The sequence below is a fragment of the Iningainema tapete BLCC-T55 genome (assembly GCF_014698965.1).
GTDB classification, from domain to species: domain Bacteria; phylum Cyanobacteriota; class Cyanobacteriia; order Cyanobacteriales; family Nostocaceae; genus Iningainema; species Iningainema tapete.
In genome coordinates, this window is the sequence record NZ_JACXAE010000046.1 from 39,425 (window position 1) to 53,545 (window position 14,121).

Here is a 14,121-nt window from a genome sequence, read left to right on the forward strand (position 1 = left end):
GGTTGGTAAAAATGTACCTCTCTGCCATTTTCTTTTATTAAAAGTCTAGTCTTTCCTGCTTTTGTGCGAGTTTGTGGTAAGCTAAACTAGATTATGAGTTTCTTAGTTACGAGCAGGTTGAACAAATCCCAAGGTTAAGCTGTCATGAGCAAGGAAGTGAGACAAGTGGTAAGCTCTTTCCTCAGTTTTTAAGAGAATTTGTTCGTACAAATACCGGGTAGCGCGATCGCCTAAACTCTCTGCCTGTGCTGCTTGGCGACGAATTAGGTTAATCATTGCTTGCTCGGCTTTCAGGTCATTTTCTACCATTTGACGGTTAGAAAACACGCCATCTGGTTCTTGTTCAATGGCGCATAATTCTGCTAATTTGCTGAAGGTAGCTACAGGTACTCCGCCCAGTCCATCCAAGCGTTCTCCAATTTCATGGATATGTTCTTGAACTTGTTCGTAGCTATCGCTGAAGAATTCATGTAGCTGATAAAATTCTGCTCCTTCCACAACAAAATGATGCTTTTGGTACTGGATATACAGCGCCTGGAAACTTGCTAAGGCGATGTTAAATCCTTCACATACTGGCTCGGTTACAGTTTTGTCCAGCAAGATGGGATTGTCATAAACTTGACCAAAATTCCGTAACAAAGTTTGCGTTTCAGACATTGTTCTCCTCGCTTTTGAGCAGTTATAGATGCAGACTGCTTAGTCTCTACATATTAACATTTTAAAAATTATAGTAAGCACCACAAATTTCCAACTTTTTTAACCTTATTGCAAAAAAAAAGCATTATATCTTAATTTTTCACCACTTTTTTCATACTAATTAACTGTGTGGAGCGTTTTATTTGACACCAAGTTTAAATTATGATATGTAAATTTCTTTTTTTTCGCGAATATAGAATTTTTTAATTTTTTATTCTAAAATTAATGAGAAAAGTTTGCACCTAAGGTATGCTTATTTAAGAGGCTGAACTTTCGACCATGAGAAAGCTCAGCCACCAAACCCGCAGGAATTACTGCGATATTGTTGCACTTTGAGGTAAACTGTCTTGAAATCAATACTTTCACAACCACAGGCACAAGCATACACTGTAGATGTAGATTGGGCAGACCGTTGGCAAGTTTATCAACGCTTAAAGGAATTGGGCATTCCTTGCTCGTGTGGGACTAATCAGCCATTAACAGTAGAAATTGGTAACACCATAGCGGCAGTTCAACTTTGGAGCGTCGTGCGGCAATTCACAATTGCCCGCGCAGAACTAATTAGGTCTCTTGAGTTATGCTGGTACAAACGCTACAAACAATAATCAAGCTACCACTACCCTATTGCTTGTATTAATAAAGGAGGTCGAAATGAGCAAATCCTACTGTAACGAAGTATCACAATTTCATCTTGAAGGACAATTTCTAAACTTTGTCATTAAAGATGGCTATAAACTTAAGGGTTTGATACTAGCCACTCCTGAAGGTGAATGCTACGTTAAACTAGCTAAACATTTAAGGGCTGCTTTTGACTTACGGTTAGCACCAGGTACATGGCTGCAAGTTGTCGGTGAAAAAAAGCACGATATCGAGACTGGTGAAATCAAACTGAAAGCCGAAAGAGTAATGGCGGCTAGAGTTGAGGCGCAGACATTTTCGACAATATCTGCTTCAAGATTGGAACTCGTCCCCGCTTCCTCAACCGATGCTAAGAAAAAAACAGCGAAAGCTACTATATTAATATGTCAAAAGTCTGATTGTATGAAACGCGGTGGTAAAGAAGTTTGTCAGGCGATGGAAGCAGCTTTGAGTGAAAACGGCTTAGAAGAGCAGGTGACAATCAAAGGCACTGGCTGTATGAAAAATTGTAAAGCAGGACCAAACTTGGTAATGCCCGACAAAACTCGCTATAGCCGTATTAGTGCTGCACAAGTTCCCACACTTATGAATAAACATTTTGCATCGACAAACCCGGTATCCTAAGCCGGGTTTTTATATAACTGAGATAATCACCACGTATATTTTGGGCAAGATATGTGCCAAATTCTTGAAAAACCCGGTTTCTTCACAGAAACTGGGTTTTTAGTTTTTAATACCAAAAAGTTTTTATACTATAATATGTATAAATACACAGTCTCAAAGTTATAGATTAAACAAATAACGTAGAGACGCGGAATTTCGCGTCTCTAAAGAAATATATAGGTGTATCTACCAATACCACACCTATACAAAAAAGGAATTGTGACAATGGAATATGCTATAGCCGGAGCAGTCGCATTAGTAATATCCCTCTTTGGAGGAGGCGGCGACAGTAATCAAAAACCACCACAAAACAATAACAACTCTACCCAACAACAAGCAGTGGCGAGAAACACAACAGATGTACCAGAGCCATCAACAATAGTAGTTTCTCTAGCATTGGGTGGCACATTGCTAGCTTATAAGCTGAAAAAGGGTGCAGTGCAAAAATCATAATTGCTAATTATCGATTCCAAACCCGGTTTTTACAACCTTCTTGAAAAACCACATTTAATGTAGAGACGTTACATGTAACGTCTCTACAAGATATAGGTTTTAACGGCGGATTTGGTATGAGAGCTACTAAAAATAGCAAATGAGGTATTCTAATATAGTTCAATCCCTATAGAATCAAAAGCACTAATGAAAAGCACTGGGGATCTATAATGAATCCAATCGATGACGTAATTCACTGCTGAGGGCATCAATTACAGTGACTACTACCAGTAGCACCAACATCATAGTAGTTGCCTTGGTGTACTCGAAGCCATCTATATAACTTTTTAACTGGAAACCAATCCCGCCTGCTCCAACTACACCTAGTACAGAAGCGGCACGAATGTTATACTCAAACATCCATAAAGTATATCCTAAACCCAAAGGCATTACTTGGGGTAAAATTCCGTATTGAGCGATTTGGATTCTAGATGCACCAATCACTCGTAAAGATTCTATAGTGTGGGGATCGACTGCTTCAATTGCTTCTTGATAAAACTTACCTAAGTAACCAATTGTATAGATACTTAAAGCTAAAGTGCCAGCAGGTGCGCCTAATCCGGTAGCTGCGACAAAGAGTAGTCCTAATACAATCGAAGGGACAGAACGTACAGCATTTTGTAGTAAATTAGCTAAGACTTGCAACCCAGGGGGGGCGATGTTGCGGGCGCTAGCAATGGCAATTGGCAGTGAAAGAATTGCGCCGATGGTTGTTCCCCATAAAGACATCTGTACAGTTTCAATTAGTGCTTTAATTGCTATGTCAAGAACTTGTAGATTGGGAGGAAACAACCGAGAGACAAAATCTTGGATGTAAGGCAAGCTGTTTTTGAGTAGTGCGAAATCGACGCGAAGACCTTGCAATGCCCAACTATAAATTACTATAACAAAGCATAGGATGAGTAGACTACTTACCCAAGAGTATTGTTTTCTAAAACGTTCAATATTTTTCATCACCATCAATAATTCCCTTGGGCAAAATAGACTTCAACCTTGTTACAAGAACCGTCATAAACGACACATCCAGCATCAAGAACGATCGCACGCTGGGCATATTGATCTGCTATTTCCAAATCATGCAAAACTGTAACAATTGTCATCCCTTGCTCGGAGTTTAGCCTAGATAAAGTTTCCATCACCTGTTTAGACGCCATCACATCCAAACCTGTAATCGGCTCATCAGCCAGAAGAATTTGTGGTGACTGAATTAAAGCGCGAGCAATCGCCACCCGTTGTTGCTGCCCACCGCTGAGTTTACTAGTTTTCTGCCCTGCAAGATCCTTCAAACCCAACTGTTCTAGCAAACTCAAAGCTTGACGATAATCACTAGTAGGAAACCCAAACAGTGATTGCCAAGTACTTAACCCACCCAGACGCCCACACAGCACATTTTCCATTGCTGATAACTGACGAATCAAGCCACCGCCCTGAAATAACATCGCCATATCACGGCGAATTAACGGTAGCGTGCGAGGAGACAATTTCACACCATTAATATGAATGTCTCCCCGTTGCAGCGGTACTAAACCAACAAGTGAGCGCAACAGGGTAGACTTACCTGCACCATTCAGCCCCAGCAAAACGACAAATTCACCCCGCTGCACTTGAAAACTAATCCGATTGAGAATCGGACGATTCAGCGATGAGGAATATGCAGTCTCTAAATTCTGGCACTCAATGACAGGTTGATTCATTATGGGTCAATTCCGGCTAATTTCAAAGCATCACGCACTGGTGCTAAATGACGATTGTGATCGACTTTCACCAATTCCGTAGAGTTGTACAAATCGCGTAGCAATTGGTTGTTTTCTTTCTGATTCAATTTGAGTAAAGCATTGACAATTTTTTCCCGCATTGGCGCTGGAACATCATCATCTATAGCAACACCGTGTGCTGGAACACCAGAAATCTTGTGCAAAACTCGTAACTGACTTTTTTCTGCTTCCGTAATATACGGGGTACTCAGAGCATATTCTGATACAGCAGCTACCTCCGCTTGATTGCGCAGCACCGCTTGCAAAGCTTTAGCGTAATTACCACCATAGCTAACTTGACCAAAGAAACCCTCTAGGCGATCGCGAGAAGGCACTAATCCCTGCCTTACCAACTCACCCACTGGGAAAATAAAACCACTACCAGAAGTAGGCGAAGTAAAAGCCATCTTTTTACCGCGCAACTGTTCCAAAGTAGCTTTAGCCGAATTTCTAGTTTGCAGAGGACTATTCTTAGGAACAACAAACACCGAATTATAAGTATATTTTCCCGAATAATTAGAACGTACCTCAGCCAGATACAAACGAGCATTTGCCAACTGCTCAGCCTTCAAAGCAGGGCGACTACTCAAAAAAGCCACATCAGCACGATTTGCTCTCAAAGCTTCCACAGCAGCAGTATCATCACCGATTTGAGCTTGAACGGGCATTCCTATTTCCTTTGACAAAAAAGCTGCCACAGCATTTGCCTTAGTTTGCAAATCCGTAGAGTCAGATCTACTAGGAAAAACTACTGTTAAACTGTTTTGTTGTTGAGCAACTAATTGCGCCTGTTTATCAGGCTTCGCAACGGCTTGCATTTGGTCAAAAACGCCGACAGCCAAACTGCTAAGTGCTATACACGCAGCGCCAGCACTTAGCAAAGTCATTTTCCTCACATGCATTTGTCAATCTCCCTTGAGATATTTTTTTAATTATTTTGCTAATTAATATCAACAAATATTTTTATATAAAATTGAGCTTTTTGCAAGAAAAAGTCAAGAAAAATTTTTGATACAATACATTAAGTACGTAGTAGCGCTGTCTAGCTTAGGGCAACACCCAAGCGATCGCACTGAGCGCAACTACGTATCTAAAAATTAAATCACCGCAATACAATCAATCTCCACCAAAACATCCTTAGGCAAACGCGAAACCTGAACACAAGCACGCGCCGGAGCAATATCCTCATAAAAATACTTAGCATAAACCGCATTCATCGCCGCAAAATCATTCATATTCGTCAAAAACACAGTAGTCTTCACCACATTCTGAAAACTTGCCCCAGCCTCCTTCAGAATAGCCTCCAAATTCACCATCACCTGCTCAGTCTGCCTAGACACATCCCCCTCACCAACAATCACCCCCATACTAGGATCAAGAGGAATTTGCCCAGCCACAAAAATCATCTCACCAGAAGCCACCACAGCTTGATTATAAGGACCCACAGGTGCAGGCGCCCCCTTAGTACAAACAACCCTTCTACTCATATTTCCTTCTTCGCGTCCTTCGCGGTTCATTCCTTAACCCAACCTTGGACGTATCCCATAAAACCGATAACGCCAGTAATCACGCAAAATCTTATCATGGTCAAAACACAAATTACCAGGAACACACCAAGACTCAAAAATTCCCACACCCTTAGCGTCATCTCCCGCCAACGGCTCACCCGTAGCAGTAGCCAAAAACACAACACTCATGGTATGCTGACGCGGGTCGCGACTGGGATCAGAATACACCAAAAACTGCTCAACCAACTCCACCGCCAAACCAATCTCCTCCATAGCCTCGCGCCGTGCCGCAATCTCCACCGATTCGCCGTAATCTACAAAACCACCAGGAATTGCCCAACCTAAAGGTGGATTATGTCGCTCAATTAACACTATAGGTCGATGAGGACGATCGACCAATTCGATGATGATATCAACTGTCGGAGCAGGATTTCGGTAACTCATAACTGTGCTGTTCCGCGATCGGTTTGTTGCAATTGCATTCTTTTATATTCCAGATTCTCTATGCCTTTTCCAAGATCCAGTGGTATTCTGCTACATCCCACCTCATTCCCCAGCCGTTTTGGAATTGGGGATTTAGGTTTAGAAGCTTATCGCTTCATTGATTTTTTAAGAGAAACCTACCAGCAATACTGGCAAGTGTTGCCTTTAGGACCTACAGGGTATGGTAACTCTCCTTATGCTTCATATTCAGCAATGGCGGGAAATCCCCTACTAATTAGCCCGGAAAAACTGCGGGATCAGGGAATGCTAAGCGACGAAGACTTTGCTAATTTACCAGAATTTCCCATCGAAAAGGTAGATTACGAGTGGGTAGTGCAAACTAAATTGCCTCTGTTGAAAAAAGCCAGCGAGAATTTTCAAGCTAACGCTACACCCTTACAGCAACAGCAATTTGCTGGTTTTTGTGACAGCAAAGCCTACTGGCTAGATGATTTTGCCTTATATATGGCACTCAAAGATGCCTATGGGGGAACAAGCTGGTACACTTGGGATCAAGCAGTCGCCAAGCGTCAACCGGAAGCAATTGAACAGGTACGGCGACAGTTAAATGCGGAAATTTTTTATCATAAGTTTATCCAATTTGAATTCTTTCGCCAATGGTCTGAAGTGAAGACTTATGCCAACATGAGCGGTGTGCAAATTATTGGCGATATTCCCATTTATGTTGCTCACGATAGCGCTGATGTCTGGGCAAATCCCGACATTTTTTGTTTGGATGAACAAACTGGAGAGGCAGCGTTAATGGCTGGAGTGCCACCAGATTACTTTAGCGCTACAGGTCAATTGTGGGGCAATCCAGTTTATAACTGGGAGGAATTGCAAAAACAAGACTTTAAGTGGTGGTTGGGGCGTTTTGAGGCGATTTTAGATTATGTAGATGTGATCCGCATCGATCACTTCCGTGGGTTTGAAGCTTACTGGGCTGTGAAAAAAGGGGAACAAACAGCCATAAACGGTGAGTGGATTAAAGCACCTGGAGAAAGGTTGTTTGAAGTGATTAAAGAAAAGTTGGGTAAGCTACCGATTATGGCGGAGGATTTAGGGGAAATTACTCCCGAGGTAGAAGCGCTGCGAGACAAGTTTGAATTTCCGGGGATGAAAATTTTACAGTTCGCTTTTAGTGCTGACGCTGGTAATCCGTTTTTGCCCTTTAATTTCGAGCGTAATTTCATAGTTTACACTGGCACTCATGACAATGACACTTCCTTGGGTTGGTTCAATCAAGCCACCGATTATGAAAAGCAGAACTTGATGCTTTATTTAGGTTGTATTAGTTCTGACGGTGTTGCCTGGGATTTGATTCGACTTGCTTTGACTTCTGTGGCAAATCAAGCAATTATCCCGTTGCAAGATATTCTTAACTTAGATACCCAATCAAGGATGAACTTTCCCAGTAAGGCTGAGGGGAACTGGGAGTGGCGCTATCAAGATCAAGCTTTGACTCAAGAAATACGCCATCGCCTCAAGGTTCTGACTCAACTTTGTGGACGTGCGCCCCAACAGAAATAATCATGTAGAGACGTTCCGACGGAACGTCTCTACGTTTTTACGATCTGGTATTTGCTGCTATAGTCATTTCTTTGACTGTTCCTGGTTGTCCCATTTGCTTGGCTTGCTGCCCTTTAACACTTACTAATACACCGCCTGCATTCCCAGCTCTAATCGTTAGTTGTTCATGGGCTTTCCATATGCGGTGAGTTCCTTCTGGTAATTCACCTTCATACTGAATTTTGCCATCAGCTACTACTCGAATCCAAGACCTTTCTTTCAAAGTTAGACCGATTTGTACTGGTTGAGCATCAAGTGGTGAAGACGAATTTGGTTTAGGCGTGTTAATTTTTATTTGTGTCTTTTGCTTACCCTGGTTATTTGTTTGTAATTGCTTGCTTGGACTGCTGTTTGCTTGCCATGATGTTGTGTTTAACAACTGTGACAAGCTACTCACAGAACAGAAAATCAAAAATACGTAAAGTAAGTAAAGATGATAGGGCCTTAACTGACCAAATGGTCCTTTTTTCCAAGCCGGGGTTAGTGTCACCCGATTTAACCCGATGGGAAAGGAGCGGGAAAATTCTGCGCCATTATATCCTAATGCGTCGGCAAATTGCCGAATTAGACCTTGAGTATATACTGGTTCTGGTAACGCTTCTAAATCTCCTTCTTCTATAGCTTGCAACAGTCGGCGCGGAATCCTGGTTAATATTACCATTTCATCCAAAGACAGACCCTGTTCCAAACGTGATGTCCAAAGTTGAGCACCCATTTCAGCTAACTTTTCGGTTTGCTGGTTTGCAACTGAAGGTATCGGCAGATGCTTACCCTTCGTTTCTGGCCATATCATGTTCCTTTTCACTCCTCAACAAGAGCTGAATCATCAATGGGAATCTGCTTTAATTGCCTTTGTAAATAGTGAATTTCGTTCTCTTCTAAGAGACGATATTTTCCCTCTGCTAAATTACCACCTTGTGGTAGTTGTAATTTAATCAGACCGATCGCGCTACGATGCAGCTTCATCACTGGGTATCCCAACTGTTCTGCTACACGGCGAATTTGACGGTTTCTGCCCTCTAGTAAGACAACTTCTAGACAAGTAGAAGTAGCAAATTTACGGAGGACTTTCACTTGGGCTGGTCGTGTTTTTTTGTTGTCTAACATCACGCCCTGACGCCACATTTTTAATATTGCTTCTGGTGGATGTCCGAGGACTAAAACAATGTATGTCTTAGGTATACTATGACGCGGATGAGTCAGCCCAAATGTTAAATCTCCATCGTTGGTTAGTATTATTGCTCCTGTTGTGTCCACATCTAAACGACCTACTGGATGAATTCCTTGACCATCACCTAATTCTTTAGGTAATAACTCTAGGACTGTTGGTCTTTTTTGGGGGTCTTCACAAGTTGAAACTACACCAGCTGGTTTATGCAATAACAGATATATCAGATTTGGACGCTGTCGCGCTATAGCCTTGCCATCAATAGTAATTTCATCTACATCTGGATCAATTTTTTGACCTAAATGTGCTACGACTCCATTGATACGTACACGCTTTAGTTTGATCAATTCTTCTGCTTGACGACGGGATGCTATACCCAATTTTGCTAGAATTTTTTGTAACCTTGCCTCCATGTGGGATTTACTTATGAGTAGAACAAAAACATTTAAATAATATATATATTGACATTTTGTGGTTATTTGCCACTAATGTCTAGGTTAAAACTTCACAATAGAACCTCCGATATGATTGAGCTTATATCCATAGATAGATTAATTAAATGGTACATCCTGATAAAAGTTTACTCAAGATTCGTGTAGTTACAAACTTACTCACGCAAGCACTCAAGCTGTGGCTCAAAACGCAAGTAGAAAGTGTATCCCATTTAGAAGTGGAAATTAGGGCAAGCGATCGCCAAATTTTGTCTGGTTGCGTTCCCTGGGTATGTATTTTTGCCCAAAATGCTGTTTATCAAGGTATCCATTTAACCAAAATTCAACTAGTTGCAGAAAATATTCGCATCAATATGGGTTCAGTACTTAAAGGTCAACCACTACGATTGTTAGAAAAAGTACCAGTGCTTGCGGAACTGAACCAAACAGAGGAAGACTTAAATGCCTCCCTAGCATCGGAAATCTTAGCAACTGGGTTGAATGATGCACTTGTTAAATTTTTACCAGAACTTAGTTCAAAATCCAAGTCAATTATTTGGCAAAAAGTGAATTTAGCTCAAAATCAAGCTGTACTTACAGCTACCACCACCAGTAAACACGATACTGAAGTAGAAATAGGTGTAAGTTTAGACTTACTGAGTGGGTGTGAGTTGCAACTCAACCTCATTCAAGCATCAAGCGGTACAATAAGTTTGAACCAAAACCATCAACATTACATCAACCTGGGATCAGACGTTGATATCGAATACTTAACTCTGTTACCAAAAAGGTTGGAGTGCCGTGGCAAAATAAACATAAATCCTTGAGGGGATCAAATAGCGATCGCCAATTACAGTACACCCCTCCCTACCCTCCCCTTAAAAAGGGGAGGGTGCGCGGTAGCGCGGGTGGGGTATTTTGTACTTCATTAAATCGATCAGTTATAACAAGCTATTTGATGATTCACGTCAACTTGTGAACTCAAAAGTAGTGCGTCTAATAACCACATGCGCTTATCAATCACAACAGATACTTCAGCGTAAAGATAAGCCGTATCCGCATCTCCCAATATAGAAGCGCGATCGATATTTTCCCAAAGCAAAGAGCCAAAAATGGCTAAACGCTCTGCCAGGGAAGCTATGTGATCTTTACTTTCTGTATTATGTAAGGGATACTCAGGTAAAACAGATTGTTTGGTAGCAGTACGAGCAGTTCCCATCGCTAAACCACCAAGAGACACGATTCGCTCAGCCAGTAAATCGATAAAAACGCTAAGCTCTCCGGCAATTTCATCAAAAAGTTCGTATAATTGATATGATTGACTACCTTTAACATTCCATTGTGCTTGCTTGATTTGAGTCTTCAAATCCACCGATGTTGCTAGGGTTTGGTTCAGGATATCAATAAGTTGCACTCTAACTTGGGGAGGTATACTAGTTAGAGTAGTATCGGGGCGAGTGGTGAAAGGCTCGCTACTACTAGTCATAAAACTTCTCCATTACTACGAAAACCTCCAGCTAAAAGCTAGAGGTGAACCTATTCTGTGAAAATCCCTATGGATTAAAAAGAACATAAGGTAGGAAAAGGATCTAGTGGTAGAACGCCCAAACCAGAGCATAGAACGCATTCACTTGCCCATTAAAGAGCTTTCTGGAAAATAAACATCTCCGCCTAACTTAGGCGGAGGGGGAGGACGAATGAGTATTCTCCAGAAAGATTAACGGGGGGTATCTGAAACGGGCAAAATACCACTAGCCGAGAAAAATAGGGATTTTAAATCTCTATCTTAAGATAGAAGACACTGATTGTTGCTGTATAGAGGATTCTTGCTGTTTTAGATTATTCTTGCTATTTTTTCCGAACTTCTTTAGGCGTTACCCCTGTCAGACGCTTAAAGTGTCGTGTGAATTGGCTTTGATCGGGGAAACCCACCACAGACGCTACTTCGGAAATGCTAAGTTTACTGGAAAGAAGCAATATTTTAGCACGTTCAATCCGACAGTGAATCACATACTGATAGGGAGAAAGTCCGGTTGATTGTTTGAATAAACGAGAGAAATGATATTGGCTCATGCCTACCTCACTAGCCATTTTCTGCAACAACACTTGATCGGATAAATGATCAATAATGTACTCAATCACTCGCTGTAACTTATGTTTGGGCAAACCGCCACAATATTCTTTCCAAAAGTGTGTTGGTGCCGAGTAATGTTGCAACAGATGAGCCGATAGCGCAGTAGCCATAGAATCAGCATATAAGCGGCTGCTTGGTCTACCTGATTGTAGTGCGCTCTTGAGAGCAAGACCAATTTGATAAATTAACGGATCTGGTTTAGAAAAATGTGGTATAATCTCAACTACATCTGGATTAACAGATTCATAAGCAATTTGAGAAACAAAATCAGCTTCTAAAGTCAAAGCAATAAACTCGGACTCTTGATTAGTAGCAGCTTTATGAATGACATGGGGAGGAATGACTGCTATATCACCTCTTATACAGTTTTCACTCCTATGACATTCACCTAGCCATCTTTCCAATCCCGACTGATTTCGCAACCGAATCACGAGAGTGTAATGATTGGCGTAGTGTTCAGGACTTTCGTAAGCGGGTTGAACGTGATATTCTAAGCCAAGATTCTCCCACCCCGCTTGATTGCTAGATAACAAAGGGGGTTTATGAAGAACTCTCTTGCGAACATCCACTCTAGTCACATCAATGGCTAGGGACTTTTTCAATGGCATCATCTTATCTCGCGCTAGGACCTATGTACTACCAATTGAGCTACAAACGCACTTTGTTTGTAGCCCAGAGCGGTTTTAATCATCGGTCAACCTAACTTTTGGGCAAATCAAGTCAAGAACAAGTGTTGCTCCTAACACAGAAGGAACACATGCTTTTGCGGACAATCTCTTAACTTGTTATGATATAAGGCTATATAATGCCGTACTCTTTGTAATGAGAGGACCTAGCCCAAGGTTAGATCCACCAAGCCAATTGCTGCTGTGAGCAATTGTCAACACATTATTACCATAAAACATATAGAGTTATAGAATTAATACTTATTGATAATTTTTCTGAAGAAAAATTAAGTTGTCATCAGTCAGCTAGCAGTGGCAATATGAGTGTGACAAAATAATAAACCAAAGGTGCAGTAAAAATATAACTATCAGTACGGTCTAAAATTCCCCCATGACCAGGAATTAACTGTCCTGAATCTTTTACTCCGGCATCACGCTTAAGCATTGACTCAGTCAAATCACCTAAAATACTAGCTATACCAATAAGCAAACCCAATGCCATACCAGTAAAAGGGGTTTTAGGCAAATTCAGGTAATAGGCTCCAGCGACAGCGACAACTAAACTAGCCGCAACGCCAAAGACTGCTCCTTCGACAGTTTTTTTGGGGCTAATTTCTGATAAAGGAGTTTTGCCGAAGTATTTGCCCACAAAGTATGCACCAATATCAGCCGCCCAAATGCACCCAAAAGTAAGGAGTGTTGCCGTCAAACCCTGAGGAAGAGAGGAAAAGTCACGCTTGTATAGTCCGAGTAAATAGTCTGTGGGCTTAGACAAATAATCTGCTAAGGGTAAATTCACCATAGTCGTACTATCTATTGCTCGCAACCTCACCCAGTAACTCGGTAAATAACCTGTATAAAATAGTCCCAAAATAGAGGCAGCAATATCCGCAATTGTTGCCATTTTTGGCTGAAAAAGTAAGTAAAAACAGATGTATGTACCGGCGAGTGGCATTACGGCATCGGCTAAATTACCATCTAAGGTACAAATAATTAGCAGAACTTGGCTGACAAATTCTGTGCTTTTGGCAGCAGGAGCCATACCTTTGGCTCTTACCAAATTAAAATATTCGTTCTGCCCCAGAAAGATAATCACTGCAAACAAGAGGGTAAAGTACCAACCCCCTAATAAAGTCGCCCCAAACGCTAGAGCGATCGCCACAATTCCACTAAAAATTCTAGACCAAGGCATATGATAATTTCGGATTTCGGATTTCGGATTTCGGATTTCGGATTTCGGATTCAATCTAAAATCTAAAATCTAAAACCTAAAATTTAACAGGTTTAATCTAGTTTCTCACCACTGAGGATAAAAATGGGGTTGACGGCGGTAAAGGTTTGAGAAAAACCGCGTGTTTCCAAACGGTTAACTGCTGACTGTACAACTTCAACATTTCTGGCTTGTAGTTGAGCAAAGCTTTGCGAAATAGCATAGAGACTTTCTAGATTAGTAGCCGTAGCCACAACTCGACCTGATGGTAGCAAATATTGCCATACTATTTGCAAAATTTCTTGGATTGGGCGTCCTCCTTCAATACAAACACAGTGGGGAGCAAGCTTGAGATCGTGCAAACACTCAGGAGCGCTACCAACAATAACTTGGACATTTTTGACTTCAAAGCGATCGCAGTTTCCCCGAATGAGGTTAGTTACTTCTTCATCTCTTTCTACCGCGATAATTTGTGCGCTCGGACATAACAACCCCACTTCTACCGGAATTGTACCTGTTCCTGCGCCAATGTCCCACAACACTGAATTAGGTTTGAGCCTAAGGTGGGAAATTAACAATAGTCTGATTTCTCGCTTTGTCAGCGGAATTCCTGGCAATTGCTCAAATAATTCATCTGGAATACCAGGACTAATATAAGGCCAAAGTTGGGAAGGCATAATCTTTATAACTATAGTAAAGATATCGGCTG

The 14,121-nt window shown here is 41.5% G+C and carries 17 protein-coding genes; 5 read left to right on the plus strand and 12 right to left on the minus strand.

Going from position 1 to position 14,121, the window contains the following annotated elements; all coding sequences use genetic code 11:
• Positions 1 to 102 precede the first annotated feature (102 nt).
• Positions 103 to 657, minus strand: coding sequence for a DNA starvation/stress protection protein DpsA (gene dpsA, locus ICL16_RS12230; protein WP_190827880.1), 555 nt, complete (start codon positions 655 to 657; stop codon positions 103 to 105).
• A 386-nt stretch (positions 658 to 1,043) separates the two neighbouring features.
• Here dpsA and ICL16_RS12235 point away from each other — a divergent pair, with 386 nt between their 5' ends.
• The 3 genes from ICL16_RS12235 to ICL16_RS12245 all read left to right on the plus strand — a co-directional run bounded on the left by ICL16_RS12235 (position 1,044) and on the right by ICL16_RS12245 (position 2,451).
• On the plus strand, positions 1,044 to 1,301 hold the full coding sequence (locus tag ICL16_RS12235; RefSeq protein ID WP_190827881.1) for an Asr1405/Asl0597 family protein: 258 nt from the start codon (positions 1,044 to 1,046) through the stop codon (positions 1,299 to 1,301).
• Positions 1,302 to 1,347: 46 nt separating this feature from the next.
• Positions 1,348 to 1,959, plus strand: a complete 612-nt coding sequence (locus tag ICL16_RS12240; protein WP_190827883.1) for a (2Fe-2S) ferredoxin domain-containing protein — start codon at positions 1,348 to 1,350, stop codon at positions 1,957 to 1,959.
• Between the two features lie 264 nt (positions 1,960 to 2,223).
• Positions 2,224 to 2,451, plus strand: a complete 228-nt coding sequence (locus tag ICL16_RS12245) for a PEP-CTERM sorting domain-containing protein (protein WP_190827884.1) — start codon at positions 2,224 to 2,226, stop codon at positions 2,449 to 2,451.
• A gap of 204 nt (positions 2,452 to 2,655) precedes the next feature.
• On the opposite strand, the gene phnE is transcribed toward ICL16_RS12245, so the two are convergent.
• From phnE to ICL16_RS12270, 5 genes are all read right to left on the minus strand, one after another.
• A complete protein-coding gene (gene phnE, locus ICL16_RS12250) occupies positions 2,656 to 3,444 on the minus strand; it encodes a phosphonate ABC transporter, permease protein PhnE (protein WP_190828036.1) in 789 nt (262 codons plus the stop codon).
• A gap of 5 nt (positions 3,445 to 3,449) precedes the next feature.
• A complete protein-coding gene (locus ICL16_RS12255) occupies positions 3,450 to 4,184 on the minus strand; it encodes a phosphonate ABC transporter ATP-binding protein (protein WP_190827886.1) in 735 nt (244 codons plus the stop codon).
• Entirely contained in the window at positions 4,184 to 5,146 is a 963-nt protein-coding gene (locus ICL16_RS12260) for a phosphate/phosphite/phosphonate ABC transporter substrate-binding protein (protein WP_190827888.1), read from the minus strand. The genes ICL16_RS12255 and ICL16_RS12260 overlap by 1 nt, the downstream gene beginning before the upstream one ends.
• A 195-nt stretch (positions 5,147 to 5,341) precedes the next feature.
• A complete protein-coding gene (locus tag ICL16_RS12265) occupies positions 5,342 to 5,761 on the minus strand; it encodes a RidA family protein (RefSeq protein ID WP_420485272.1) in 420 nt (139 codons plus the stop codon).
• 3 nt (positions 5,762 to 5,764) lie between these two features.
• Positions 5,765 to 6,196, minus strand: a complete 432-nt coding sequence (locus tag ICL16_RS12270; RefSeq protein WP_190827890.1) for an NUDIX domain-containing protein — start codon at positions 6,194 to 6,196, stop codon at positions 5,765 to 5,767.
• Between the two features lie 60 nt (positions 6,197 to 6,256).
• On the opposite strand from ICL16_RS12270, the gene malQ reads away from it, so the two are divergent.
• Positions 6,257 to 7,765 (plus strand): 4-alpha-glucanotransferase, encoded by a 1,509-nt coding sequence (gene malQ, locus ICL16_RS12275; RefSeq protein ID WP_190827892.1) that lies wholly within the window; start codon positions 6,257 to 6,259, stop codon positions 7,763 to 7,765.
• 37 nt (positions 7,766 to 7,802) lie between these two features.
• On the opposite strand, the gene ICL16_RS12280 is transcribed toward malQ, so the two are convergent.
• The gene (locus tag ICL16_RS12280) at positions 7,803 to 8,597 is read right to left on the minus strand and encodes a helix-turn-helix domain-containing protein (RefSeq protein ID WP_190827894.1); all 795 of its coding nucleotides are present in this window, start codon (positions 8,595 to 8,597) and stop codon (positions 7,803 to 7,805) included.
• Positions 8,598 to 8,605: 8 nt separating this feature from the next.
• On the minus strand, positions 8,606 to 9,385 hold the full coding sequence (locus ICL16_RS12285; protein WP_190827896.1) for a pseudouridine synthase: 780 nt from the start codon (positions 9,383 to 9,385) through the stop codon (positions 8,606 to 8,608).
• Positions 9,386 to 9,531: 146 nt separating this feature from the next.
• Between ICL16_RS12285 and ICL16_RS12290 the strand changes: the two genes are divergently transcribed.
• Complete coding sequence (locus tag ICL16_RS12290; RefSeq protein ID WP_190827898.1) at positions 9,532 to 10,230, plus strand: LmeA family phospholipid-binding protein; 699 nt, start codon at positions 9,532 to 9,534, stop codon at positions 10,228 to 10,230.
• Positions 10,231 to 10,340: 110 nt separating this feature from the next.
• On the opposite strand, the gene dps is transcribed toward ICL16_RS12290, so the two are convergent.
• The 4 genes from dps to cbiT all read right to left on the minus strand — a co-directional run bounded on the left by dps (position 10,341) and on the right by cbiT (position 14,089).
• A complete protein-coding gene (gene dps / locus ICL16_RS12295) occupies positions 10,341 to 10,889 on the minus strand; it encodes a DNA starvation/stationary phase protection protein Dps (RefSeq protein WP_190827900.1) in 549 nt (182 codons plus the stop codon).
• Between the two features lie 362 nt (positions 10,890 to 11,251).
• A complete protein-coding gene (locus tag ICL16_RS12300; RefSeq protein ID WP_238360741.1) occupies positions 11,252 to 12,148 on the minus strand; it encodes a helix-turn-helix transcriptional regulator in 897 nt (298 codons plus the stop codon).
• Between the two features lie 352 nt (positions 12,149 to 12,500).
• Positions 12,501 to 13,394: a phosphatidate cytidylyltransferase gene (locus ICL16_RS12305; protein ID WP_190827902.1), complete on the minus strand. Its 894-nt coding sequence runs from the start codon at positions 13,392 to 13,394 to the stop codon at positions 12,501 to 12,503.
• Positions 13,395 to 13,486: 92 nt separating this feature from the next.
• Positions 13,487 to 14,089, minus strand: a complete 603-nt coding sequence (gene cbiT / locus ICL16_RS12310) for a precorrin-6Y C5,15-methyltransferase subunit CbiT (protein WP_190827904.1) — start codon at positions 14,087 to 14,089, stop codon at positions 13,487 to 13,489.
• Positions 14,090 to 14,121: the final 32 nt, after the last annotated feature.

Excerpts from the sequence above, each read along its gene's own strand:
- ICL16_RS12265 (WP_420485272.1), bottom strand. The coding sequence starts at position 5,761 with ATGAACCGCGAAGGACGCGAAGAAGGAAATATGAGTAGAAGGGTTGTT.
- ICL16_RS12285 (WP_190827896.1), bottom strand. The coding sequence starts at position 9,385 with ATGGAGGCAAGGTTACAAAAAATTCTAGCAAAATTGGGTATAGCATCC.
- dpsA (WP_190827880.1), bottom strand. The coding sequence starts at position 657 with ATGTCTGAAACGCAAACTTTGTTACGGAATTTTGGTCAAGTTTATGAC.
- ICL16_RS12280 (WP_190827894.1), bottom strand. The coding sequence starts at position 8,597 with ATGATATGGCCAGAAACGAAGGGTAAGCATCTGCCGATACCTTCAGTT.
- ICL16_RS12305 (WP_190827902.1), bottom strand. The coding sequence starts at position 13,394 with ATGCCTTGGTCTAGAATTTTTAGTGGAATTGTGGCGATCGCTCTAGCG.
- ICL16_RS12290 (WP_190827898.1), top strand. The coding sequence starts at position 9,532 with ATGGTACATCCTGATAAAAGTTTACTCAAGATTCGTGTAGTTACAAAC.
- ICL16_RS12240 (WP_190827883.1), top strand. The coding sequence starts at position 1,348 with ATGAGCAAATCCTACTGTAACGAAGTATCACAATTTCATCTTGAAGGA.
- dps (WP_190827900.1), bottom strand. The coding sequence starts at position 10,889 with ATGACTAGTAGTAGCGAGCCTTTCACCACTCGCCCCGATACTACTCTA.
- ICL16_RS12270 (WP_190827890.1), bottom strand. The coding sequence starts at position 6,196 with ATGAGTTACCGAAATCCTGCTCCGACAGTTGATATCATCATCGAATTG.
- phnE (WP_190828036.1), bottom strand. The coding sequence starts at position 3,444 with ATGAAAAATATTGAACGTTTTAGAAAACAATACTCTTGGGTAAGTAGT.
- malQ (WP_190827892.1), top strand. The coding sequence starts at position 6,257 with ATGCCTTTTCCAAGATCCAGTGGTATTCTGCTACATCCCACCTCATTC.
- ICL16_RS12255 (WP_190827886.1), bottom strand. The coding sequence starts at position 4,184 with ATGAATCAACCTGTCATTGAGTGCCAGAATTTAGAGACTGCATATTCC.
- ICL16_RS12260 (WP_190827888.1), bottom strand. The coding sequence starts at position 5,146 with ATGCATGTGAGGAAAATGACTTTGCTAAGTGCTGGCGCTGCGTGTATA.
- ICL16_RS12245 (WP_190827884.1), top strand. The coding sequence starts at position 2,224 with ATGGAATATGCTATAGCCGGAGCAGTCGCATTAGTAATATCCCTCTTT.
- cbiT (WP_190827904.1), bottom strand. The coding sequence starts at position 14,089 with ATGCCTTCCCAACTTTGGCCTTATATTAGTCCTGGTATTCCAGATGAA.
- ICL16_RS12300 (WP_238360741.1), bottom strand. The coding sequence starts at position 12,148 with ATGATGCCATTGAAAAAGTCCCTAGCCATTGATGTGACTAGAGTGGAT.